This is a genomic window from Mycobacterium sp. TY815, assembly GCF_030755135.1.
Classification (GTDB): Bacteria; Actinomycetota; Actinomycetes; order Mycobacteriales; family Mycobacteriaceae; genus Mycobacterium.
Window position 1 is genome coordinate 1,236,454 of the sequence record NZ_JAUFRX010000001.1, and the last position, 25,345, is coordinate 1,261,798.

Below are 25,345 nucleotides of genomic sequence, written 5' to 3' on the forward strand. Positions count from 1 at the left end.
CATCTTGTCGCAATTCTTGCGAAATTCTTGCGGCGCGGCCGCCACTAAGAAACCCTGCGGCGCAGCCGCCTTAAAGACCCGGCGCCTCGCTCAGCCCGAACCGCTCGTGCAGGCGGGTCAGCGCTTTGGGCGCCCACCAGTTGAATCGGCCGAGCACGTGCATGAACGCCGGCACCAGCACCATGCGAACCAGTGTGGCGTCGCACAGCACCGCCACCGTCAAGCCGAATCCGAACAGTCGCATGAACGACACTTGGGCGGCCATCAGCGCCGAGAACGAGATCGCCATGATCAGCGCCGCTGCGGTGATCACCCGGGCCGTGTGCGCCAGCCCCAAGGCGACGCTCTCGTCGTTTGCACCCGGGCCCTTTTCGGACGCCACCCAGTACTCGCGGATGCGCGAGATCAGAAACACCTCGTAGTCCATCGACAAGCCGAATGCGATGCAGAACAACAGGACCGGCAGCTCGACTCCCAGGGTGCCGGTGGCTGCCGTGCCGAGGCCACCGAGATGCCCCTCCTGGAAGACCCACACCAGCGCGCCGAATGCGGCGGTCAGCGACAGGGTGTTCATCAGCAGGGCTTTGACGGGCAGCACCGCGCTGCCGGTCAGCAGGAATACCAGGGTCAGGGTGATGACGGCGATGAGCGTCAGCACCACGGGCAGCCGGGAGGCGATCGCGTGCACACTGTCTCGATTGCTCTGTGCCACACCAGTAAGCCACGCCGGTCGGCCCCTCGGCGTCACCACGGCATGCAGCCGGTCCAGCTGCGTGGTGGAGGCGCTGGTGTACAGGGGTGCGGTGGTGCCGACAGTGAGGAATGCGCTGCCGTCCCTGAGTCCGTAGGCCGCCGAGGGTGGGCCGAACCGCCGGCCGTCGACGAACGTGCCGCCAAGCCACGACACCCACTTCACCTCGGGCACCCGCGAGAGCTCGGCAGCGTACGAATCCAGTTCGGCCGCAGACAGATTGGCGACGTCCGGCAACACGACGGTGACGTCGGGCACACCCCGGTCCGGGAAGTCGCTGCGCAGCAGGTCGCCCACCTGGCGCGCCGAGGCCGAGGGGGGCAGGATCCGGTCGTCCGCGAAGCCCCAGCGCGCGCGGTGAAACGGTGAGCCCAGCAACAGCAGCAGGGCGATGACCGCCAATCCGAGGGGCAGCGCGTGGCGCATCACCATTTTGGACCAGTCGTACCAGGTCCGCCGCTGCCGTGACCCGCTTCGGCCGGCTGTCCCCCAGAAGATCCGGCGCAGCATCGGGCGGACATCCCAGGAATCTAGCCGGCGATCAAGCAGCACAATGGCCGCCGGCGTCACGGTGATCGCTGCCGCTGCGGCGAAGGCCACCACCGCTGTTCCGGCGTAGGCGAAGGATTTCAGGAAGTAGGGCGGGAAGAGCACCATTGTCGACATGGACAATGCCACCGTCATCGCCGAGAACAACACGGTGCGTCCGGCGGTGGCCATCGTGCGGCGCAGCGCGGCCTCCCGGGTCCCGCCGTCGGCCAGTTCGTCCCGGAATCGGCTGAGGATCAGCAGGGTGTAGTCGACGGCCAGCGCCATGCCCATCGCGACCGAAAGGTTCAGCGCGAAAATCGAGACGTCGGTGAACAGTGCGATGGCACGCAGGCTGGCGAGTGATCCCAGGATCGCGAACACGCCGACGGCGACCGGCAGCGCCGCCGCGACCAGCCCGCCGAACACCCAGACCAGCACCAGGAAGCTCAGTGGCAGCGCCACCGATTCCATCAGGAACAGATCTTGCTGAGTCTGCGCGTTCACCTGCCAGGCGACTGCGGCGTCACCGCCGGCCCGCACGGTCACCCCGTCGCGGTCGTGGACAAGTTCGTCGGACAGCCGCATCGCGTTCTGCTGGGCCTTGCCCTCACCGCCGCCGATGGCAGCCACGATCAGCCCAGTCTTACCGTCTTTGCCGAAGAACGCCGGGGCCGCTTCGGGCGGCGCGGTCCACCCTGATTGCACCTCACGCACGTCCGGCGAACTCTTCAGCTGCCGAACAAGATCGGTGCCGAGCGCTTTGGCCTGTGGTCCGTTGGCGCCGCCCGGTGAGGTTAGGGCGATCACCAGCGTCGTGTCACCCTGGCCGAACTTCTGTGACAGCAAAGCGCCGGCCCTGGATGATTCGGAACCGGGATCGGTTCCGCCACCACCCGAGAGGTGCTTGATCACCGGGACGCCGAAGATGGCGGCGCCGACGACGATCAGCAGCGCCGCCGCGATGACCCGCCTCGGAAAGGCGATGGCGAGGTGGCTTATCCGGTCCAGCACGGCGATCCCTCCCCTAGTGCCGCACGAGTTCGTGTTCGACCAGTTCGCGGTAGACGGGCGTGCACATCAGTTCGGCATGTGTTCCGGTGGCCTGGATGCGGCCCTGTTGCAGAACGAGGATCTGCCCGGCGTTGGTGACGGTGGAAAGGCGGTGGGCTACCACGAGAATGCTGCGCCGGCCGCGCGCATGCAGCAGATTGGCCATGATGTCGTATTCATTGGCGCGGTCGAGATGCGAGGTCGGCTCGTCCATCAGGATGAGCTCAGAACGCGAGAGTAATGCCCTGGCCAGGGCCAGTCGCTGACGTTGCCCGCCGGACAGGCTGCGGCCGCGTTCCAGCACCGGGGTGTCGAGTTGTTCTGGCAGAACGGCAATTTCGTCGGCGATGCTCGCCTGCCGCAGCACCCGCCACAGGTCTTCGTCGGCGGCCCCGGGGTCGGCGATGAGCAGGTTGTCGCGAATGGTGCCGTGCAGAACCGGCGCATCCTGCTCCAGGAGACCGAGCCGGCCGCGCAGGTCGCGCAGCGGCATGGTGCGGATGTCCTCGCCTTCCCACCGGACCGTCCCGGCGTCCGGGTCGTGAAAGCGGCACAGCAGCGCAAGGATCGTCGATTTTCCGGCGCCGGAAGGACCGACCAGCGCCGTGATCTCATCTCGTCGCAGGGTGAAGGAAACATCGTCGAGCACGCTTGCGCCCGAGCCGTAGGAGAACGAGACGTGGTCGAATTCGACCAGCGGAGCCGCGGCGCGATCCGGCCGCGTTGTGGCAGCGGCACTCTCGGACGGTGCCGGCGGGTCGCCTTCGGGCAGATCGCGCAGGGTGGCGACGAGATGTTGGTAAGCACCCGCCGCCGTGCGGAAGGTGGCGAGGGCGGCGAAGCCGGCCGTGATGGGAAAGACCGCGTACATGGCGAAGGCGAACAGGCTGACGAAGTGACCCACGGACAGCCCGCCGCCGGCCACCCGGCGTCCGTCGATGACCATGATCGTCAGAAAGGAAGCGGTGACACCCAACCGGATTGCCAAGATGTTGATGGCGGTGGACGATGCCACCCGAACGCCGGCCCGGTAGGCGGCCGCGGCGCTGAGGCCGATGAAGTTCACTTCGCGGTCTTCGGCGCCGAAGAGCTTGACGGTGCGGGCCGCGCCCAGCACCCGGTCCAGCCCGGCCGTGTAGTCACCAAGCGCCACTTGGCGGTTCAATGAGTCACGCTGAATCCGGGACAGAAACGGGCTGCCCGCACCGAACGCGACCGTCATGATCCCGACCACCACACACAAGGTGAGCGCATCGATCGAGAGCATCAGGACGCTCGCGCCCAGCAGCGTCAGGATTCCGAATGCGATGTCGCCCACGGCGCGTGGCATGTCACGTAGCTGGCCGGCGTCGCTGGCGCCGCGGGCCAGCAACTCACCGGTGCGGCCGCGGTCGAGCAGGCCGATCGGCAGGCGCACCACGTGATCGGTGAATTCGGCGCGCAAACGCAGCACGATCTTTTCGCCGGTGCGGTGCAGCCGGAAGTGCCCCAGGCCTTCCAGCGCGAGCTGGCACACCAGGATCACCAGCACCGTCAGCGCGGCGGGCACGTTCAAGGCGCCCGCCGTCACGTTGTCTACGAGCCGGCCCACCAGCAACGGTTGCCAGAGGATCAGGGCCGTCGCGGCGCACAGCAGCGTCATGCTCATCGTTATCGAGACCCAGTGCGGCCGTAGCAGAGTCAGCATGGCGATGCCTCCGGGCCGAGCAATCCGAGTACCTGGAGGTCGGTCGCGTATTTGACGATGACCGGCGGGGAGATGTGCGGAATGTCCGGGTTGTTCTTGTCGGGACCGATCTTGGCTTCCCGTACTGCGGCGCGGAATCGATCGGTCGGCGCGTATGACCCGGACGTCGGTCCGAGCGGCCTGATCGTGCCCGGATCACCCGTCGGCAGCATCGGCAGCACGGAATGCCGGCGCAGCTTGTCCGGCAGCGCATGCAGCCGCGCCTCGAATTGCCGCAGCCACTCCCGGAAGTCGGTGATCCGCCGCAGCGGGTACCCGGCCTCGACAAGCCAGTCCACATATTCGTCGAGTCCGATGCCGTCGTCGTGCGGATTCATCACGTGGTAGGTCTGGAAACCGCCTGCACCGGAGTCGACGATCAGCGCACCGAGGGTCGTGATCGCTTCGGCTACGAATGTGACCGGCAGTCCGTCGAAGTGGGCGCGCTGCCGGTTGCCGTCGGGGTCGGTCGGGTAGAACGATGCCGGCGCGATGCCGGTCGATACCAGGCTCAGCACCATCCGGCTGAACGTGTCCGACAGGTTGAGCTGGCCCGTATACGTGGTGTCCGCCAGGATCATGCCGCAGCGGAATACCGCGACCGGAAGCCCACAGAGGTCGTTGGCTTCGCGCAACAGCACCTCGGCGGCCCACTTGCTGTTGCCGTAGCCGTTGGCCGGTTCGGCGGAAATGGTGCGGCTGGGGCTGACGGCCCGGATATCGGCGTCTTCGGTGAATTCTGTTGGTTCGACCTGTCTGCCCACGTCGGCGGTGGACACATAGGCGAAGGCCTTGAGCTTGGTCGTGACCGCCAGCCTGATGAGTTCTGCGGTACCAATAACATTCGGCCCGAACAGCTCCCGGTAGGGCAGTGCGCCGTTGACCACCGCCGCCGAATCCACGATGAGGTCAACGGTGTCCGCCAGGCGCTGCCAGACGTGCCGGTCCAGTCCGAAGTCGACGTCGGACTTGTCTGCGGCGATGACCTCCAGATGGTCGGCCGCCAACTCTTGGTAGAACCGCAGCAGGTGGGGATCCCCGCTGTCGAAGACCTCGTCCAACCGCCGTCGCGCGTCCTGGTCGGATTCACCGCGCACCAGGCAGATCAGTTTGCCTTCTTTGAGCTCCAGCTGCTGCAGCCACTCCAAAACCAGGTAACGCCCGACGAAACCGGTCGCGCCGGTCAGCAGGACGGTCCGCACCTCGGCGCTCGGACCGGGCAGGGCCGGCGCCGCATTCAGGGTGGACGCGTCGATGAACTTGTCCAGAGTCAAATCGCGCGCGTATACCTTGGTGACGGCCTGACCGTGTACGGCCGCGTAGCGCGGATCGGCTGTGGCGCCGTCGCCTACCAGCCGGCTCAACCCTTCGACCGTGGGCGTATCGAACAGGCTGCGCACCGCGAGCTCGACGTTGAGGGCGTTGTTGATCGCCGCGATCACCCGCATCGCGGAGATGCTGTCCCCGCCCAGGTCGAAGAACGATTCGTCGACGCCGACCCGTTGCAGGCCGAGTACTTCGGCGTAGCAGCGCGCCAGGATCTCCTCCAGCGGGGTGACGGGGGCGCGGTAACGGGCGGTGTCGTGGTAGCTCGGCGCCGGGAGTGCCCGGGTGTCGAGCTTCCCGTTCACCGTCAACGGAATTTCATCGACAGCCAGTACAGCGGCGGGAACCAGGTACGACGGCAGTCGGCCGGCCAGATCGGCGCGGGCGCGCGCCGGATCCGCCGTTCCGGTCAGGTACGCCACCAGGCGCCTGTCGCCGGGCCGGTCTTCGCGGACGGTCACCGCCGCGCATGCGACGCCCTCAAGAGCAGCCAGCGCCGCCTGGACTTCGCCGAGTTCGATGCGGTAACCACGGATCTTGACCTGCTCGTCGGCGCGCCCGACATAACGCAACTGCCCCTGGGCGTCCCAGAAGGCGAGGTCTCCGGTGCGGTACATCCGGGTTCCGTTGCCGCCGAAGGGGCATGCCACAAACCGCGACGCGCTCAGGTCCGGCCGGCGCCAATATCCCACGGCGACTCCCTGTCCGGCGATGTAGAGCTCCCCCACCACGCCGGCGGGCACCGGACGCAACCGTTCGTCCAGCACGAACAGCGCCGCTCCCGGCACGGGCGTGCCGATCGGTGGCGCGCCCGCTCGCAGCGGGGCGCTCCTCGCCGCGTCGACCGTGGTCTCGGTCGGGCCATAGGCGTTGATCATCAACCTTCCGGGCGCCCAACGATCCACCACCGCGGGCGGGCAGGCTTCGCCACCGACAACCAGCGCCATGTTCTCCAGGCCCTCCGGCGAAAGCATCTGGGCCGCAGACGGACTCAGATCGAGGACGCTGACACGTTCGGAAGCCAGCACAGTGTGGAAGTCAGCCGGTGATGCCATCACGTCCTCGGGGACCACCACCAAGCGGGCGCCGCGCAGCAACGCACCCCAGATCTCCCATACCGACACGTCGAAGGCATAGGAGTGACATTGCGCCCAGACCCCGGCACGGGGTAACGCCTCGTCCAGTGAGGCCGCCAGTTGAACGACGTTGTGATGAGTGACGGCAACGCCTTTGGGTATCCCGGTGGTGCCCGAGGTGTAGATGACATACGCGATGTCCTGCGCCGAGGGTGCGGGCAGGGCGGTGCCGGGATAGGCGGCGGTGCCCGGATCTTCGACGTCGAGGACCGTCAGGTCGTAGGCCTCGAGCCGACCGGCATGCGCTTTGGTGACGGCGGCGATCGGGTCGGCGTCCTTGATCATGAACTCAACCCGCGCCTCGGGCAGCGCCGGATCGATCGGCAGATACGCGGCGCCGGTCTTGAGCACCGCAGCTATCGCCACGATCGCTTCACTGCAGCGGGCGAAGAGCAGTGCCACACAGGTGCCCGGCGCTGCGCCGTGTTCGGCGAGCCGGTGTGCCAACCGATTTGAGGCTTCATCGAGTTCTTGATAGGTCATCGACCGCCCGTTGCACGTCACCGCTTCGGCGGTCGGCGTGCGTGCGACCTGGGCGGCCAGGGCTGCCGGGATTGACGTCGTCGCGTCGACGGGCTGGCCTGACGCGGGGTGGTTTCCCCATTCGCTGAGCCGGATCCGCTCCGCGGCGTCGAGCAGAGATATCGACGACACACGCGCGGCGGGCTCGGCGGTCATGACCTCGAGAACCCGCTGCAGCCGCTGGACGAGCACTTCGATGCCGGCCGGGTCGAACACATCGGTACGGAATTCCACCGATCCGCCGATCCCCGCCGGTTCGGTTCCGCCGGTGAATCGCTCGGCAAGTGAGAACGCCAGATCCATTCGGGCGGTGTGGGTTTCGATTGAAAGGGGCTCAGCCTGCAGGTCTTCGAGGGCAGCCGACGGCAGTGCATTGTTCTGCCAGGCCATCAGCACCTGAATCAGCGGGTGATGGGTCAGCGATCTGGCGGGGTTGAGCCGCTCCACCAGCAGCTCGAAGGGCACGTCCTGGTGGTCGTAGGCGGCCAGGCTGCGCTCGCGGACCTGGCTCAGCAGCTCGCCGATTGTCGGGTCGCCGTCAAGGTCAACCCGCAACACCAGGGTGTTGACGAAGCATCCCACCACGTTGTCGAGCGCCGGGTCACTGCGGCCGGCGATCGGAAACCCGATCGCCACATCGGAACTCGCGCTGAGCTTGGCCAGCAACACCGCCAGGGCCGCCTGCACGACCATGAACCCCGTTGCGTTGTGCGTGCGGGCGAGATCGCGCACCCGCCGGTGCAGTGGCGCCGGCCAGTCCACCGCCACACTGGCGCCCCGGTAATCAGCAACCGCCGGGTAGGGCCGATCGGTGGGCAGCTGAATCCGCTCCGGCAGGCCGGCCAGCGAACGCTCCCAGAATCTGAGCTGCTCGGCCAGCCTGCTTGCGGGGTCCGCCGGGTCGCCGAGGCAGTGTTGTTGCCACAGGGTGTAATCGGCGTACTGCACCGGCAGCTCCGCCCACTGCGGCGGCTGCTGCGCACAGCGGGCCGCGTAGGCCAGCCCGAGGTCGCGAGCCATCGGCGCCACCGACCAGCCGTCCCCCGCGATATGGTGCACCACGATCGTGAGCACGTGCTCGTCCGGTGCTACCGCGAAAAGCCGTGCCCTGATCGGTATCTCGGTGGTGAGGTCGAAAGCGTGCCGTCCCGCCGCTTCGATGGCCCCGGCAAGCTGCCGGGCCGACCATGCCGTCGCATCGACGGTGCGCCAGGCCAGGTCGGCCTTGTCCACCGGCACGATTACCTGCCGCGGTACACCATCGGACGTCGCGAACACCGTGCGCAGGCTCTCCTGCCGGGCGAGCACGTCCACGAACGCCGCGCCCAACGCATCCGTGTCCAGCTTTCCATGCAACCGCAATGCCAGGGGGATGTTGTATACCGCTGAGGGACCGTGGAATTGGTGCAGGAACCACAACCGGTTCTGGGCAAAAGACAGGGGAATCTCCGCGGGTCGCTCGACCGCAACCAGCGGCTCCCGCCCGGCGCCGGCCGAACCGACGCGCGCGGCCAACTGGGCGACGGTCGGCGACTCGAACACCGCCCGCACGGTCAGCCCGGCATCGAGGGCGGCGTTGACCGCAGCGACCAGACGCATCGCCGACAGCGAATCCCCGCCCAGATCGAAGAACGACTCCTCCACGCCGACCTGCGGCAGTCCCAGTACCTGAGCATGAATGCCGGCCAGGATCTCCTCGAGCGGATTGCCGGGGGGACGAGAAACACCGGCGCCGTAGCCGGGTGCCGGTAGGGCACGTGGGTCGAGTTTGCCGTTGACCGTCAACGGCAACGCCTCGACCACCACGAGCGCGGCCGGCACCAGGTAGGCCGGCAACTGCTCACTCAGCGCGAACCGGACCGCGGCCACGTCGACCACACCGCGGGTCGACTCGGTGATGTAACCGACCAGCCGTTTGTCACCGGGACGGTCCTCGCGGACGATGACCGCCGCCTGCCCGATTCCGTCGAGGCCGGCCAAGGCCGCGCGGATCTCCCCCAATTCGATGCGGTAGCCACGGATTTTCACCTGCTGATCCGCCCGCCCGGCATACACCAGCTGGCCGTCAGCGCCCCACGACGCCAGGTCGCCGGTGCGGTACATGCGTGTTCCCGGCGCTCCGGCGCCGGCGAACGGGCACGCGAGGAAACGCGAAGCCGTCAGCCCGGGCCGTCCCACATACCCGAGCCCCAGCCCCGCGCCGGCCACATAGAGTTCGCCCACCACTCCCGCGGGGACCGGGCGCAGCCAACCGTCGAGCACGAAGAAGCCGAGATGCTGCAGCGGGCCGCCGATTGGGCTGCCGGTGCCGCAGAGATCCTCGGCCACGATCTCCCGGATGGAGGCGTGCACCGTCGTCTCGGTGATGCCGTACAGGTTGAGCAGGCGCGGGGAATCTTGGTTGCCGTCCAGCCATGCGCCAAGCCGCTGCGGTTCCAGCGCTTCGCCACCGAACACCACTGTGTGCAGGTGCGACCGAAGTCCCGGGTGCAGCGCGTCGGCGGTGTGCAGTGCGTAGAACGCCGAGGGGGTTTGGCTCAACACGCTGACCTGTTCGGCAATCAGCACGGCATGCAGGTCTTCCGGTGAACGGACGACGGGGTCGGGCACCACCACCAGCCGCCCGCCGCTGAGCAGCGCGCCGAAAATCTCCCAGACCGAAAAGTCGAATGCCAGCGAATGACACTGCGACCACACCCCCTGCGGCGGCACGCAGTCGCGCAACGACGTCAGCATCGTGACCACGCTGCGATGCGGTATGGCAACGCCTTTGGGAACACCGGTAGTACCGGAGGTGTAGATGAGGTAGGCGATGTCGTCGGGTGACGGCGACGGTGCCGGCAAGAAGGCGCGTGTATGTTCGCCGGATTGTTCGTGGGGGGCGTCGACATCGATCACGACACCGGCGAAATCCTCGAGCCGCCCCGCCAGTCCCTGCGACGTGATCGCGGCCGCCGGTGCAGCGTCGGTGAGCATGAACCCGACCCTCGACTGCGGCAGGGCCGGATCGATCGCCAGATACGCCGCGCCGGTTCTGAGCACCGCGAGAATCGCCGCGATCGCCGGGACCGATCTCGAAAGCAATAGAGCCACAACCGTTCCAGGACCGATGCCGTGTCCGGCCAACAGCTGCGCCAATCGACTCGCGGCGTCATCCAGTTCGCGATAGGTCAACGACTCGCCCTCGGCGCACACCGCCACCGCCTCGGGACTACGCGCCACCTGGCCGGCCCACAACGCCGGAATCGACGCTGTCTCGAACGCCGGTTGGCTCAACACCGCCCGGTTGCCCCACTCGGCGAGCCGGGCGTGCTCATCGCCGTCGAGGGCGTCGATCGCAATCAACGGGCGCGTCGGGTCGGCCGTCATCGCCGCCACCAGGCGGTGGAACCGCCCGATCAGCGTGTCGATATCCCGGGCTCCGAACACGTCGGTGTCGTATTGCACGCGCAGACTCAGCGCGGAGCCCGGCACCATCTGAATTGTCAACGGGTAGTGGGTGACATCGCGGCTGACGCTCTGCGTGATGCGCAACTCGTGGGCACCGGCCAGCCCTGCGGTGTTGAGCGGGTAATTCTGGTACACGAAAAGCGTGTCGAACAATGCGTTTTGGCCGGTGATGCGATGGATTTCACTGAGCGCCAGGTGCTGATGCTCGAGGGTGTCGTTGTGGGCGCGTTGCAGCCGATCGACGAGCTCCACGGTGGTGCAGGCCGGGCTGACGGTGGCGCGCACCGGCACCGTGTTGATCAACAACCCCACCATGTTCTCCGCGCCGGCCAACTCGGATGGCCTTCCGGAGACCGTGGTGCCGAATACGACATCGGTGCTGCCGGTCAGCCACATCAGCAGCTGCGCCCACGCGCCCTGCAGCACGATGTTGACGGTGGTATGGCAGGACCGCGCCAAATCGCCCACCGCCCGGGTTATTTCGGTAGGCAGCGTGAACGCCGCATCACCCCGGGGCCCCGACTGCAATCGACTTCGGGACGCGACCAGTGTCGGGACCTCGAACCCGGCCAGCTGCTCCTGCCACGCCGCGCGGGCAGCGGGGACGTCCCGATCGGCCAACCAGGTCACAAACCGGCGATAGGACACCGGCGGGGCCAGCGGCTGTCCGTGGTAGCCGGCGAAGATCTCGCGCATCAGGATCGGCAACGACCAGCCGTCGAGCACGATGTGGTGGTTCGTCAGGACGAAGCGGTGTTCCTGCTCACCGGTACGGATCAACACCGCCCGGAAACAGGACGAATTCGCCAGATCGCACACGGCTGCGCGTTCGGCGGCACAGAACTGCTCGATCTGCCCGGTCTCGAGTTCCACGTACTGCCAGGGCACCTGCGGATCGGCAGGGATGATCTGCACCGGTTCGTCGAAATTCTCGCTGAATCGGGCGCACAGGTGGGGATGCCGCACCACCACCGCCTGCACCGCAGCACGAAGACGCTCCGGATCGAGGGGGCCGGTGACGGTGAAGGCCAGTTGCACCGCGTAGACGTCGTCCTGCGCCGCTCCGGTGTGAAAGAGCAACCCCCGCTGGAGTGGAGTCAGCGGCAACACATCGGCTACGCGGTAATGCCGCTCCAGCTCGTCGATCTGGCGCCGGCTCAACCGGGCCGGGGCGATGTCCGACGGTGTCAGCCCGCCGCCACCGGCCCGGACATGCGCGCAGATGCCGGCGAGGGCGTCCAGCCACAGCTCGCTCAGCCGGTTGACCTGCGCCTCATCCAATGCCGACGGCGCCCACGTCCAGTCGGCCTGCAGCTGCGGGCCGACCACGGTCTCGAGGGTGCCGGCGTTGACCTGCACCGTGTGGGTCAGCGGTATGGAGACGGCGTGCACCGGCACACCGCGCCGCTCCGGCCGCCACCCGGCTGCCGGCAACTGGTTCGACGAAACCCCCTGACGGCCAATGTAGTTGAACAAGATGGCCGGGTCGGGGCCGACGAGGTCGACATCGTCGTTCAGATAACGCAGCACACCGAAGGTCAGCGGATGCGGCAGGGCCCGCAGCTGTTCCTTGGCGTCCTTGATCACCGCGCCCAGGGCGGCGTCGCCGCGGATCACCTGCGCCCAGTCGAGCGCGTCCAGCACCAGTGCGACCGGATACTTGGCGGTGAACCACCCGACGGTGCGGGACAGGTCGACATCCGTGGCGATGTCCTCGTGGCGCCCGTGTCCCTCGACGTCGAGACCGACCGCGGTGCCCGCGGTACCGGAGAATTGAGCCCACGCCAGACCGAATGCGATCAACAGGATGTCTTGTACGCCGGCATGAAACGCTGCCGGCACCGCTCCAAGCAGCATGCGGGTGTGCTCGGCATCCAGCGACACCGACAGGCGACCGGCGGTGGCAACGGTGTCCACGTCCGGTCGGGCCGGCGGCAACGCCGCTGGAACGGCGAGTACCCGCCGCCAGGTGTCCGCCTGGCCGACCACATCGGGTCGTCTCGCGTACTCACCCAGCAGGTGAGCCCACCGCCGGAACGACGTCGACTCCGCCGGCAACTCCACCCGCCGCCCGCTGCGGTGCTGAGTCCACGCGGTAATGAGGTCGCCCAGCAGGATTCGCCACGACACGCCGTCCACGGCGAGGTGGTGAATGATCAACACCAGCCGGCCCGCGCCGGCGACCCACAGGGCACTCACCATCGTGCCCGTGGCCGGCTGCAACCGCGAGCGCGCCGCGATCAGCGCCTCATCGGACCAATCGTCCACCGCCTCAAGACAACTCGATGCATCCACCGAACCTGGTTCGGAAACCGTCGGCGACCACTGCCCGGAAACCTCGTCGACCCGCAGCCGCAGCATAGGGTGCCGGTCCAGTAAGGCCTGTAGCACCACAGCGATGTCGTCCCGGGTGGCACCATCGGGAGCCTGTAACACCATCGCCTGACTGAACTGGTCGATGCAGCCGCCAAGGCCGCGCCACCACCACATGATCGGGGTGGCGGGAACCGGTCCGGTTCCGTCGTCCGCCGCGCCGCCGGCACCGTCGGCGATCGTGGCCACCCGGGCCACCCCCGCCACCGTCTGCTCGACGAAGATGTCGCGCGGCTTGCAGATCACCCCAACGGCGCGGGCCTGCGCCACCACCTGCATCGACAGGATGCTGTCCCCACCCAGCTCGAAGAACGATTCGTCCGCCCCGACCCGCGCCAATCCCAGCACCTGCGCGTAGATGCCGGCCAGCACCTCTTCGATCGCGCCGGCCGGGGCCCGGTAGCGCTGCGTATCGTGGTATTCCGGCTCCGGCAGGGACTTTCGGTCCAGCTTGCCGGAGGACGTGAGTGGGAACTCGTCGAGCACCACGATGTGCGCCGGCACCATGTAGCCGGGCAGTTGTGCGCCCAGCTGCCGGCGCACCGTACTGATGGTGGCGCTGGTGTGCGGTTCGTTGGCGTGGGCGGCGCCATGACGAATCCCGTTGGACGGCATGTACACATCGGTCAGCGGTGCTGCGTCAGTCAGGAACACGGCGTCCACGGTGCCGGGTTGCGCACCCCAGGTGACCGCGACGCGGTATCCGGCGCCGGCTCCCAGGCGGTGCAGCTGTTCGGGGCTGACGCATTCGGCGGGAACCTGGATGTCCCCCGGCGACATCCCGGCGACGAGGGCCTGCTCGGAAAGGACGTCGGCGATCAGTCCGGCGCGCGGGATGCCGTTGACGCGCACTGCGGTTGGGCGCTCGGACCGCAGCCGGGCGCGTAGCTGCGTGTGGCCACTCCACGACCACACGGGCGCGTCCCGCAGTGACCGCACCGGTGCCGGCGACTTGTGGACGACGACGTCGTAGCGGTACCGGTGGAGTTCGTTGTCCGCCGAGCCGCGTTTGACTTGGATATCCAGCCCGGCCACCGAGGTCCGCTCCGCCGCCCAGGCAGTGAAGAACTCTGGTGCCAAGAGCAATTCGGATTCACTCGTGAAGGCACGGCGGACCCGTCTGCGGATCTCCCCGGTATCGGAGATGGGTTGGGCGAGCGCAACCGAGGTGTAGAACGCGTTCTGCAGCGTGTGGTTGCGGACGTCGCCGATGAACAACGCGCCGCCCGGTGCCAGTAAGTCCATGGCGTTCTCGATGACCTGCGACAGGTATCCCACGTTGGGGAAGTACTGGACGATCGAGTTGAGGATGATGGTGTCGAAGTGGTTGTGCGGCAACCCCGCCCGCACATGGGCCGGCTGGGCCAGCAGGCGGACGCGGTCACGCCACGGGATCTGGTACAGCGAATCCGCCAGGTTGCCGATCGCGACCTCGGACATGTCGGTGGCGACGTACTCCGCACAGTGCGGAGCGATCGGCGCCAACAGCAGTCCCGAGCCCGCACCGATCTCCAGCACGTGGCGCGGCCGCAGGGCCAGAATCCGGGCCACGGTGGCCGAACGCCACTCCTGCATCTGGTCGACGGGGATGGGGGCGCCGGTGTAGCTGCTGTTCCAGCCCCGGAAGTCCATGCCGAACTCGGCCGCACCGTCCGCGGGACTGTACAGGTCGTCGTAAAGGTGTTGCCACTGTTCGACGATGTCCGCCTCGCGCGCAGGATCCCGTTCGGCTGCGATGTCGTGCGCCAGGGTGATGTAGGCGACAAGGTGGCTGCCTCCGGACACGTTGTCGTGCACGGTGACGACAGCCTGGTCGACGTGCGGCAAGCCCAGCAGGGCAGCCTGTATCTCACCGAGTTCGATGCGGTAGCCGCGGAGCTTGACCTGTTCGTCCGCACGTCCGGCGTAGCGCAGTTGACCGTCACGCCCCCACGAAACCAGGTCCCCGGTGCGGTACATGCGTTCGCCGGGACGCCCGAATGGGCACGCCACAAACCGCGACGCGGTCAATGGCGCCCGGCGCCAATACCCCAGTCCCAGAGCGCTGCCGGCCACATACAACTCCCCCACCACTCCCGGGGGCGCCGGTCGTAACCAGTTGTCCAGCACGAAGAAGCCGAGATGACTCAGGGGCACCCCGATCGGGCTGCAGTCGGCGTCGACATCGGCGGCGACGATCTCCCGCAGCGAGGCATGCACGGTGGTCTCGGTCGTGCCGTACAGGTTCAGCAGGCGCGGAGAATCCGGGTGGCTGCGCAGCCATGCCTGAAGACGTCGGGGCTCCAGAGCTTCCCCGGCGAAGAGCACCGTTTCGAGTTGCAGCCGCCGACCGGATGGCGTGGACAGTCCGTCAGCGGTCTGCAGCGCGTAGAAGGCCGACGGCGTCTGGCTCAGCACGGTGACCCGCTCGGCGACCAACAGCGCGTGGAATTCTTCGGGCGCCCGTGTCATCGACTCCGGCACCACCACCAGACGGCCACCCGAGAGCAGGGCACCGAACATCTCGCACACCGAGACGTCGAAGGCAAGCGAATGCCACTGCGACCACACCTGGCCCTCGACGTTCGCGGCGACCGATCCGAGTAGCTCCGTGACGTTGTGGTGCGTCACAGCAACACCTTTCGGGACACCGGTGGTTCCCGAGGTGTAGATGAGATAGGCGATGTCGTCCGGCGTCGGCACGGGCTGCGGGTTTTGCCACCGGGCGCCGGGCGCCGGACAGTCGTTGATATCGAGGACGGGCACGTCGTGTCCGGCGATCCGGTCCGCCAGTGCTGCGGTGGTCAGCGCGGCGACCGGTTCGGCATCCCCGAGCATGAACGCGATCCGGGCCGCCGGCAGCGACGGGTCGATCGGCAGATAGGCCGCGCCGGTCTTGAGCACTCCGATGATCGCCGTGACGGCCTGGAACGAACGCGGAAAAAGCAGGGCCACATACGTTCCCGGTCCGGCACCGTGACCGGCGAGCAGCTGCGCGACCCGACTGGCGGCGTCGTCGACTTCTCGATAGGTCATCGAGTCACCCTGGAAACGCAGCGCCACCGCATCCGGCCGGCAGCCCACCTGTTCCGCCCACAAGCCGGTGATCGTGACCGTCGCCGGCGCTGAGCGACTCAGCACCTCGCGGTTACCCCATCGGGCGAGCCGGGCCTGCTGACCGGCATCGAGGACGTCGACCGATGACAACCGGCGGCCCGGCTCGGCGCTCATCGAAACCGACAAACGTTCGAAGCCCCGGATCAGTTCGTCGATGTCGTCGGTGTCGAACACGTCGGTGTCGAATTCGACCCGGAGTCCCAGTTCGGACCCCGGCAGGGCTTGGATCGTCAGCGGATAGTGGTTGTAGTCGTGCCGCGACATCTCCGAAATGGCCAACCCGGTTGTCAGCGCGGCGGCATCGATCGGAAAGTTCTGATACACGAACAGCGTGTCAAAGAGGATGTCGTGTCCGGTGATTCGGTGGATGTCGCTGAGCGCCAGATGCTGGTGATCGAGAGTGTCGTTGTGCGCACTGTGCAGCTGGGCGAGCAGATCCGCGGTGGTGGTACCTGCCGCGATGGTCGCGCGCACCGGCACCGTGTTGATGAACAGTCCCACCATCGAATCCGCGCCGGGCAGCTCGGCCGGCCGCCCCGAGACGGTGGCGCCGAACGCGACATCACGCTGCCCGGTCAGGCGCATCAACAGCTGCGAGAAGACAGCCTGCAGAACGATATTGACGGTGGTATGGCTAGCCCGCGCCGTGTCGTGCAGGGCCTGCGTGGTCGCCGCGGAGAGCCGCACCAAGGTCGCGCGCCGGGGCCCCAGACCCGAGCGGCCCGGCGGGCCGACCAGCGTCGGCGCACCGAACCCGTCCATCACCTTGCCCCAGGCTGCCTGGGCGGCCAGTCGGTCCCGGCCGGCCAGCCAGGTCACGAAGTTGCGGTACGCACCGACCGCGGGCAGTCGCTGACCGTGGTACGCGGCGAAGATCTCCCGCAACAGGATCGGCATGGACCAGCCGTCGACGACAATGTGGTGATTGGTCAGCACAAACCGGTGCTGGTCTGCACCGGTCCGGATCAACATGGCCCGGAACGCCGGCGGATTGGTCAGATCGCACACGGCGGCACGCTCCTCGGCGCACAGCTGCTCGACCTGGTCGGCGGACTCGACCGCCCGGTACTGCCATGGCAACACGGGGTCGGCGGGGATGACCTGCACCGGCTCGTGCTCGTCGAAACGTGCCGCCAACTGTGGGTGCCGGGTGACGACGGTCTGCACCGCATCGCGCAGCCGCTCCGGCTCGAGCGCACCGGCCACCGCGAAATCCAGTTGCACCGCGTAGAAATCGCCGCCGGTGGTGCTGGCGTGGAACAACAGCCCTTGCTGCATCGAGGTCAGCGGCAGCACATCGGCGACGGCCCCGCGCTGTTGCAATTCGTCGATCTGCTGCTGGTCCAACCGGGCGGGCAGGATGTCCGACGGAGTCAGTCCGCCCCCGCCGTCCCGCACATGCGCGCAGACGGCGGCCAGCGCGTCAAACCACAAGCCGCTCAGCTGTTTCACCTGAGCTTCGTCGAGGGCTGACGGTGCCCACATCCAGTTCGCGTGCAGCTGTGGGCCTGCTGCGGTGTCGACCGTGACGGCGTTGACCTCCACGGTGTGGGGCAACGTCATCGGCAGTCCGGCGTTGCTGTCGGCCGGCCGCGGGCCGAGACACCACCCGTGGGCGACGGACTGCGCGGAGGCGCCCAGCCGGCCGAGGTAGTTGAAACCGATGGCCGGCTCCGGGCCGGAAAGCCCGGCATCAGGGTCGAGGTGGCGCAGCAGACCGTATGTCAGCGGATGGGGCAGGCTGCGCAGTTGTTCTTTGACGGACTTGACGACGGTTCCCAGGGCCGCACCACCGGCCGTCATTTGCTGCCAGTCGACGGCGTTCACCGTCATGGCCACCGGGTATCTGGTGGTGAACCAACCGACCGTGCGTGACAGGTCCACCGCCAGCGCGATGTCGTCATGGCGGCCGTGCCCCTCGACGCCGACGACGATCGGCCTACCGTGTGCTCCGAGGTACTCGGCCCACGCCACTGCGAACGCGATCAGCAGAATGTCCTGCACGCCTACGTGAAACGCCGCGGGGACGGCGCCCAGCAGCAGCCGGGTGGTCTCGGTGTCCATCGACACCGAGAGGTGGCCGGCGGTGCACAGCGTGTCCGCGCCGGGGCGCACGCGCGGCAGCACGGCGGGAACGGCCAGCAGTTGCCGCCAGGCGTCGGCGGTCTCTGCGACCGAGTCGTCCCGGGCGTGCTCGTGCAGCAGCGCCGCCCACCGCGCAAACGAGGTGCCCCCGGGAAGCAGTGCCACTTCACGTCCGGCCCGCCGCTGGCCCCATGCGGTGTTGAGGTCTTCCAGCAGGATTCGCCATGACACGCCGTCGACGGCCAGGTGGTGGATGACCAGCGCCAACTGGCCGACCGCGGCGCACCACAGGCCGGACAGCACCCGGCCGTCCGCGGGATTCAGTCGAGATCTGGCTTCCGCCAATGCCTTCGGCGTCAGCTCGGCCACCGGCTGCAGGCAGCTGCCGGCGGTCACCGATCCCGGCCCGGGCACCTGCCACTCCTGCCCGTGGCCCTGCAGCCGGAGCATGGCGTGCCGGTCGAGCAGGGCCTGTAGCAGTGCCTCGACGTCGGCTGCGGTGACGCCGGCCGGTGCCTGAAACACCATCGTCTGGTTGAACTGATCCGCCGAACTGCCCTGGTCGACCAACCAGCGCATGATCGGAGTGAGCAGCACCGGTCCGATACCCTCATCGACGACATCGGCTGCCGGATCGACGAAACCGGCGACCCGTGCGACACCGGACACGGTCTGCTCGACGAAAAGATCCCGCGGTGTGCACAGCACGCCGGCCGACCGCGCCCGTGACACCACCTGCATCGCCAGGATGCTGTCACCGCCCAGATCGAAGAACGGGTCTTCGGCGCCGACGCGATCGAGCCCGAGGACTTCTGCGTAGATGACGGCCAGGATCTCCTCGACGGCGCCGTCCGGCGCCCGGTAGCGGTCGGCCTGCTGATATTCCGGCGCCGGCAGGGCGCGGGTGTCGAGTTTTCCGTTGACCGTGAGCGGCAACGCATTCAACGGCACCAGGGCGGCGGGCACCATGTAGGACGGCAAGCGCTGCGACAGTGCGTCATGGACCCGCGCCAGGTCGGGCGACCCGGTGAGGTAGCCCACCAGGCGTTTGTCCCCGGGGCGATCCTCGCGCACTACCACCACCGCCTGATCGACACCGTCGATGGCGGCGAGCTGGACCTGCACTTCGCCCAATTCGATGCGGTAGCCGCGGATCTTGACCTGCTCGTCGGCGCGACCGAGGTAATCGAGCTGTCCGTCGCGCCGCCAGCGGACGAGGTCGCCGGTGCGATACATCCGCGCCCCCGGTGCGCCGAAGGGGCACGCCACGAACCGGGCGGCGGTCAGCCCGGCCCGACGCCAGTACCCGGCGCCGACTCCCCGACCCGCGACGTAGAGCTCGCCGACCACGCCGGCAGGCACCGGACGCAGCCATTTGTCCAGCACGAACAGCGCTGCGCCGGACACCGGCGACCCGATCGGCGTGGGACCCGAATTCGGCCGAAGCGGCGCGCTCATCGCCGCATAGACCGTGGTCTCGGTGGGACCGTAGGCGTTGATGACGACCCGGCCAGGCGCCCATCGGTCCACGAGCTCGGGCGGGCACGCCTCGCCGCCCACCACCAATGCGGTCGATTCGAGCCCGGCAATGTCCAGCGTGCCCACCGCGGAGGGGGTTTGGGTGAGCACATCGATGCGCTCGGCCCTGAGCAGGTGGTGAAAGTCGGCGGGCGAGGCGGCCACGTCCTCGGGCACGATCACCAACCGCCCACCGTGCAGCAGCGTGCCCCAGATCTCCCATACCGAGACGTCGAAGGAGTACGAATGCCACTGTGTGGCGGCGAAGCTGATCGGCGCAGCGTCATTGTGCCCGCTGAAGAAACCTGTCACCCGCAGCAGTTGCGTGACGTTGTGATGGCTGATCGCAACGCCTTTGGGCACTCCGGTGGTGCCCGAGGTATAGATCAGGTAGGCCAGAGGGTCGGGAGCCGGCATCGGTCGCGGCGTGACCGGACAGGCGTGGATGTCCGGGGCGGCACCATCGATGACGGGCACACCGTGCACCTCGAGCCGATCGACCAGATCGCCGGTGGTCAGCACCGCCACCGGCGCGGCGTCGGTAAGCATGAAATTGATCCGCGCCGGCGGCAACGCCGGGTCGATCGGCAGGTACGCGGCACCGGCTTTGAGCACTGCCAGCATCGCGACAATGGCGTCGGCCGAGCGGCAGAACACCAACGCCACCACCGCCCCCGGATGAGCACCGCACCGGGAAAGCCTGTGCGCCAATCGATTCGATGCCCTGTCGAGTTCGCGGTAGGTCCATGAGCGCTGCCCGCACGTCACCGCCACGGCCGCGGGGGTACGCGCCACCTGCGCTGCCCACGCCTCCGGGATCGACATGGCGGGCGGCGCCGGCTGGGTGAGCACCGCGCGGTTTCCCCAGCGGTTCAATTGGGCCTGCTCGCCGGCTGCGACCAGGTTTACCGACGACAACGGTCGCTTCGGGTAGGTCGTGGCCGCGGTCACGACGGCCTCGAACCATCCGACGAGCGCCTTGATGCTGTCGGCATCGAACACGTCGGTGCGGAACTGGACTGTGCCGCCGATTCCGGTCAGCTCACCGTCGTCGTTGAACCGCTCGGCCAGCGAGAACATCAAATCCATTCGAGCGGTGTGGGTGTCGACCGGAACCGGCGTCAGATCGAGACCGCCCAGAGCGAGGTTGAGGTCGATGTTGTTCTGCCAGGCCAGCATGACCTGGATGAGAGGGTGATGAGTCAGTGAGCGGACCGGATTGAGGCGTTCGACGAGCACCTCGAACGGCACGTCCTGGTGTTCGTAGGCGGCCAGGCTGCGCTCGCGCACCTGGGCGAGCAGATCAGCGAAAGTCGGATTGCCGCAGAGGTCGACCCGCAGCACCAGGGTATTGACAAAGAATCCCACCATGGGGTCCAGGGCCGGATCACCGCGACCCGCGACCGGAAACCCTACCGCCACATCGCGACTGCCGCTGAGTTTGGACAGCAGCACGGCCAACGCGGCCTGAACCACCATGAAACTGGTCGCACCGTGGGCTCCGGCGACATCGCGAACCCGCCGCGCCAGCGGAGCAGGCCATTCCAGGACCACCTGGCCCCCGCGTTGTTCGGCCACCAGCGGATAAGGCCGGTCCGTGGGCAACTCCAGCCGCGGCGCCAGGCCCGACAGTGCCTCCTCCCAGTACCGCAGCTGCCCCGCCAGCAGGCTGACCGGATCGGCCAGATCACCGAGCGTCTCGCGCTGCCAGAGCGTGTAATCGGCGTACTGGAATGGCAGCTCGGCCCACCCCGGAGCCCGGCCGGCGCAGCGTGCCGCATAGGCCACACTCAGGTCCGCGGCCAGGACGCCGATCGACCAGCCGTCGCCGGCGATGTGGTGCACCACCACCACCAGGATGTGTTCCTGATCTGACAGCGTGAAAAGCATTGCACGTATTGGGATTTCGGTCGCCAGGTCGAAGTGGTGGCGTGCCGTCGCAGCGACTGCCGCGGTGAGCCGGTCCGCCGGCCACGCGGCCGCATCAACGACTTGCCAGCCGAAATCCGCCTGCCGCGGCGCAACGATCGTCTGACCGGGCACTCCCTGGATCGAGGTGATCACCGTGCGGAGACTCTCGTGGCGGCCTACCACGTCGCTCATCGCCATGCCCAGCGCATCGACGTCCAGCGGCCCCCGCAACCGCAAGGCGGCAGGGATGTTGTAAACCGCGGACGGCCCCTGGAATTGATCGATGATCCACAGCCGGTTCTGGGCGAACGACAACGGAATTGCGGCGGGCCGCGGTACAGCGGCGAGCGGGCTCAAGCGGTTGCCGCCCACGCCGATCCGGGGAGCCAACTGGGCAATCGAGGGCGCGTCGAAAAGAGTGCGGACCGCCAGGCCGGCGTCCAGGGCGCTGTTGATCGCCGCGACCACTCGCATGGCCAACAGCGAATCGCCGCCCAGGTCGAAGAACGACTCGTCGACACCGACCCGCTCGAGGCCGAGTACATGGGCGTAGATGCCGGCGACGATCTCTTCGATGGGCGTGGCCGGAGCCCGGTAGTGGTCGTCGTCGGTGTACGTCGGCGCCGGTAGTGCCTTGGTGTCGAGTTTGCCGTTGATGGTCAGCGGCAGCGTCTTCAGAGCGATCACCGCGGCCGGCACCATGTAGGACGGCAGGCGCTCCGCCACGGCCGCGCGTACCCGCAGCGGATCCAAACCCCCAGCAGCCGACTCGGTGACGTAAGCCACCAGACGTTTGTCGTCGGGGCGGTCCTCCCGGACCGTCACCACGGCCTGCTCCACGCCGTCGACCTCGGCCAACGCCGCGGTGATCTCACCACACTCGATGCGGTAACCCCGGATCTTGACCTGCTCGTCAGCACGCCCGACATACACCAGCCGGCCATCAGTACCCCACCGCACGAGATCCCCGGTGCGGTACATACGTATTCCTGGCGCTCCCACGCCAGCGAACGGACACGCCACGAATCGCGAACCCGTCAATCCCGGCCGACCCACATATCCGACGCCGACGCCGTGCCCGGCGACGTACAACTCACCCGCCACCCCGACCGCCACGGGACGCAGCCACCGATCCAGCACAAACAAGGCAATGTCGGGCAACGGCACCCCGATCGGGCTGGTGATGGCGTCGGTGTCGGGTTCGGCGATCTCGCACACCGAGACGTGCACGGTCGTCTCGGTGATCCCGTAGAGGTTCAGCAGCCGCGGCAGTTCCGGGTGGTGGTGCGACCATGTGGCCAGACGCTGGGGCTGCAGCGCCTCCCCGCCGAACACCACAGCCTGCAACGCGAGCCGCTGTCCGGGATCGCGGTGCAGCCCGTCGACGGCCGCCAGGGCATAAAACGCCGAAGGGGTTTGGCTGAGGACGCTGACCTGTTCGGCGACCAGCAGAGCGTGCAAGTCGCTGGGAGAGCGCACCACGTCGTCGGGCACGACCACGAGCCGCCCCCCGTGCAGCAGTGCACCCCAGATCTCCCATACCGAGAAGTCGAAAACCAGCGAGTGGCACTGCGTCCACGCCGGCCCCGGCGCCAGTTCCAGATAGGCGTCCAGCGGAACCATCAGCCGGGTGACGTTGTGATGCGTGATGGCAACACCTTTGGGGACCCCGGTGGTGCCCGAGGTGTAGATCAAGTAGGCGATGTCCCCGGGAGCCGGCCCGGACCAATGCGTGGGTGACCGCGGTTGCAGGTCATCGAAATCCAGGTCGCTCAGATCGATCGTCGGCAGTTCACGTCTGCTCAGCATGGCGGCGAGGCCGGTGCTGGTGACGGCTGCGCAGGGTGCAGCGTCGTCAAGCATGAATTCCAGCCGCGCGCGGGGCAGCCCGGGATCCAGCGGCAGGTAGGCGGCGCCAATTTTGAGTACCGCCAGGATCGCCATCACGGCGTCGGCCGAACGTTCCGTCAGCAGCGCCACGACCGCGCCCGGCCCCGCCCCACATTCGGATAGCAAGTGCGCCAGGCCGTTCGAGGCCTCGTCGACCTCGCGATAGGTCCACGACCGGCCACGGTAGGTGATCGCGACGGCCCCGGGTGTGCGAGCGACCTGGGCGGCCCACGCCGCTGGAATCGACTGCGCGTGCAGCAGCGGCCGGGTCAGTGTCGCCTGGTTCCCCCAGTTGGCCAACCGGGCATGCTCGCCGTCGGCCAACAGGTCCAGCGTCGACAAGCGCCGGCCCGGGTGGGTGGTGACGGCCGCCAGCACGGTTTGCAGCCGTGCGATCAGCGACTCGATCGTGGTCGCCTCGAACACATCGGTGCGGTACTCCACGCATCCTCCGATGCCGTCGAGTTCGCCACTCTCCGCGACCCGGTCGATCAGGGAGAACGCCAGATCCATTCGGGCGGTGTGGGTGTCGACCGGTATCGGGGTGATCTGCAGCTCACCCGCGACGAGACCGACGGTAGGGTCGTTGTTCTGCCAGTTCAGAATCACCTGGATCAACGGGTGATGGGTTCGCGAGCGCGGCGGGTTGAGCCGATCGACCAGCACCTCGAACGGCACGTCCTGGTGCTCGTAGGCGGCCAAACTGCGCTTTCGCACCTGGGCGAGCAACTCCGCGAACGTCGGGTCGCCGTCCAGATTGACCCGCAGCACCAGGGTGTTGACGAAGAAGCCGACCAGGGCGTCGAGCGCGGGGTCGCCGCGGCCGGCGATCGGAAATCCCACCGCCACATCGGAACTGGAGCTCAGTTGGGATAGCAGCACGGCGAGGGCCGCCTGCACGACCATGAAGCTGGTGGCGTTGTGCTCGCGGGCGAGCTCGTGTATCTGCTGCTGCAACAGGGCCGGCCAGTCCACGCGGACCTGCTCGCCCCGGTGGTCCGCGACAGGCGGATAGGGCCGGTCGGTGGGTAGTTCCAGCCGCTGCGGCATCCCCGCCAGGGCCTCTTCCCAGTAGGCCACTTGAGCGGCCAGCGGGCTCTCCCGATCGGTCAGATCACCGAGATTGTCCCGCTGCCACAAGGTGTAATCGATGTACTGGACCGGCAATTCGGTCCACTCAGGGATCTGCCCGGCGCACCGCCTGAGGTACGCCGCGATCAGGTCGCCGGCCAGCACACTGATCGACCAGCCGTCCCCGGCGATGTGGTGGACCACCACTACCACTACGTGGTCCTGCTCGTTGAGCCGGAAAAGTCTTGCCCACAGCGGTATTCCACTGGAAAGACTGAATGGGTGACGTGCCGTCTCCCTGATGGCGTCATCCAGCCGCTCGGCCGGCCAGCCAGTCGCGTCCACCACCTGCCAGCCGAAGTCGGCGCGCGCGGCCGGGATCACGACCTGTCGGGGTATGCCGTCGACAGCGGGAAAAACCGTGCGCAGGGCTTCGTGGCGGCGAACCACATCGGTCAGACCGATGCCCAGCGCCCGTTCGTCGAGTTGTCCGCGCAGCCGCAACGCGACGGCCCTGTTGTATACCGGTGACGCGCCCTGCAACTGGTCGATGAACCACAATCGACTCTGCGCATACGACAGGGGCACCACGGCGGGCCGCGCAACGGCACGCAAGGGTTTGAGTCGTCCCGAATCGCCCGCGATGCGCGACGCCAGTTGAGCTATCGTCGGCGCGTCGAACAGCGCACCCACCCGCAGATCGGCGTTCAGGGCGGCGTTGATGGCGACGATGACCCGCATCGCCGACAGCGAATCACCGCCGAGATCGAAGAACGACTCGTCGACACCCACCCGCTCCACGCCCAGCACCTGGGCAAAGATGTCGGTCAGAACCTGCTCGACCCGGGGTCCGTCGGAGTCGTTGCGCTGTAGTTCGCCCTCAAGTGTTGTCATGGCGCCGCCGGATCT

The 25,345-nt window shown here is 67.7% G+C and carries 3 protein-coding genes; all 3 read right to left on the reverse strand.

Annotated features, from left to right (window positions below):
• Positions 1-70 precede the first annotated feature (70 nt).
• From QXK92_RS05290 to QXK92_RS05300, 3 genes are read right to left on the reverse strand one after another with little or no spacing between them, the layout of a single operon-like run.
• Positions 71-2,293 (reverse strand): MMPL family transporter, encoded by a 2,223-nt coding sequence (locus tag QXK92_RS05290; protein ID WP_306240621.1) that lies wholly within the window; start codon positions 2,291-2,293, stop codon positions 71-73.
• 13 nt (positions 2,294-2,306) lie between these two features.
• On the reverse strand, positions 2,307-4,019 hold the full coding sequence (locus QXK92_RS05295) for an ABC transporter ATP-binding protein (RefSeq protein WP_306240622.1): 1,713 nt from the start codon (positions 4,017-4,019) through the stop codon (positions 2,307-2,309).
• Positions 4,013-25,330, reverse strand: a complete 21,318-nt coding sequence (locus QXK92_RS05300) for a non-ribosomal peptide synthase/polyketide synthase (RefSeq protein ID WP_306240624.1) — start codon at positions 25,328-25,330, stop codon at positions 4,013-4,015. The genes QXK92_RS05295 and QXK92_RS05300 overlap by 7 nt, the downstream gene beginning before the upstream one ends.
• Between the last annotated feature and the right edge of the window lie 15 nt (positions 25,331-25,345).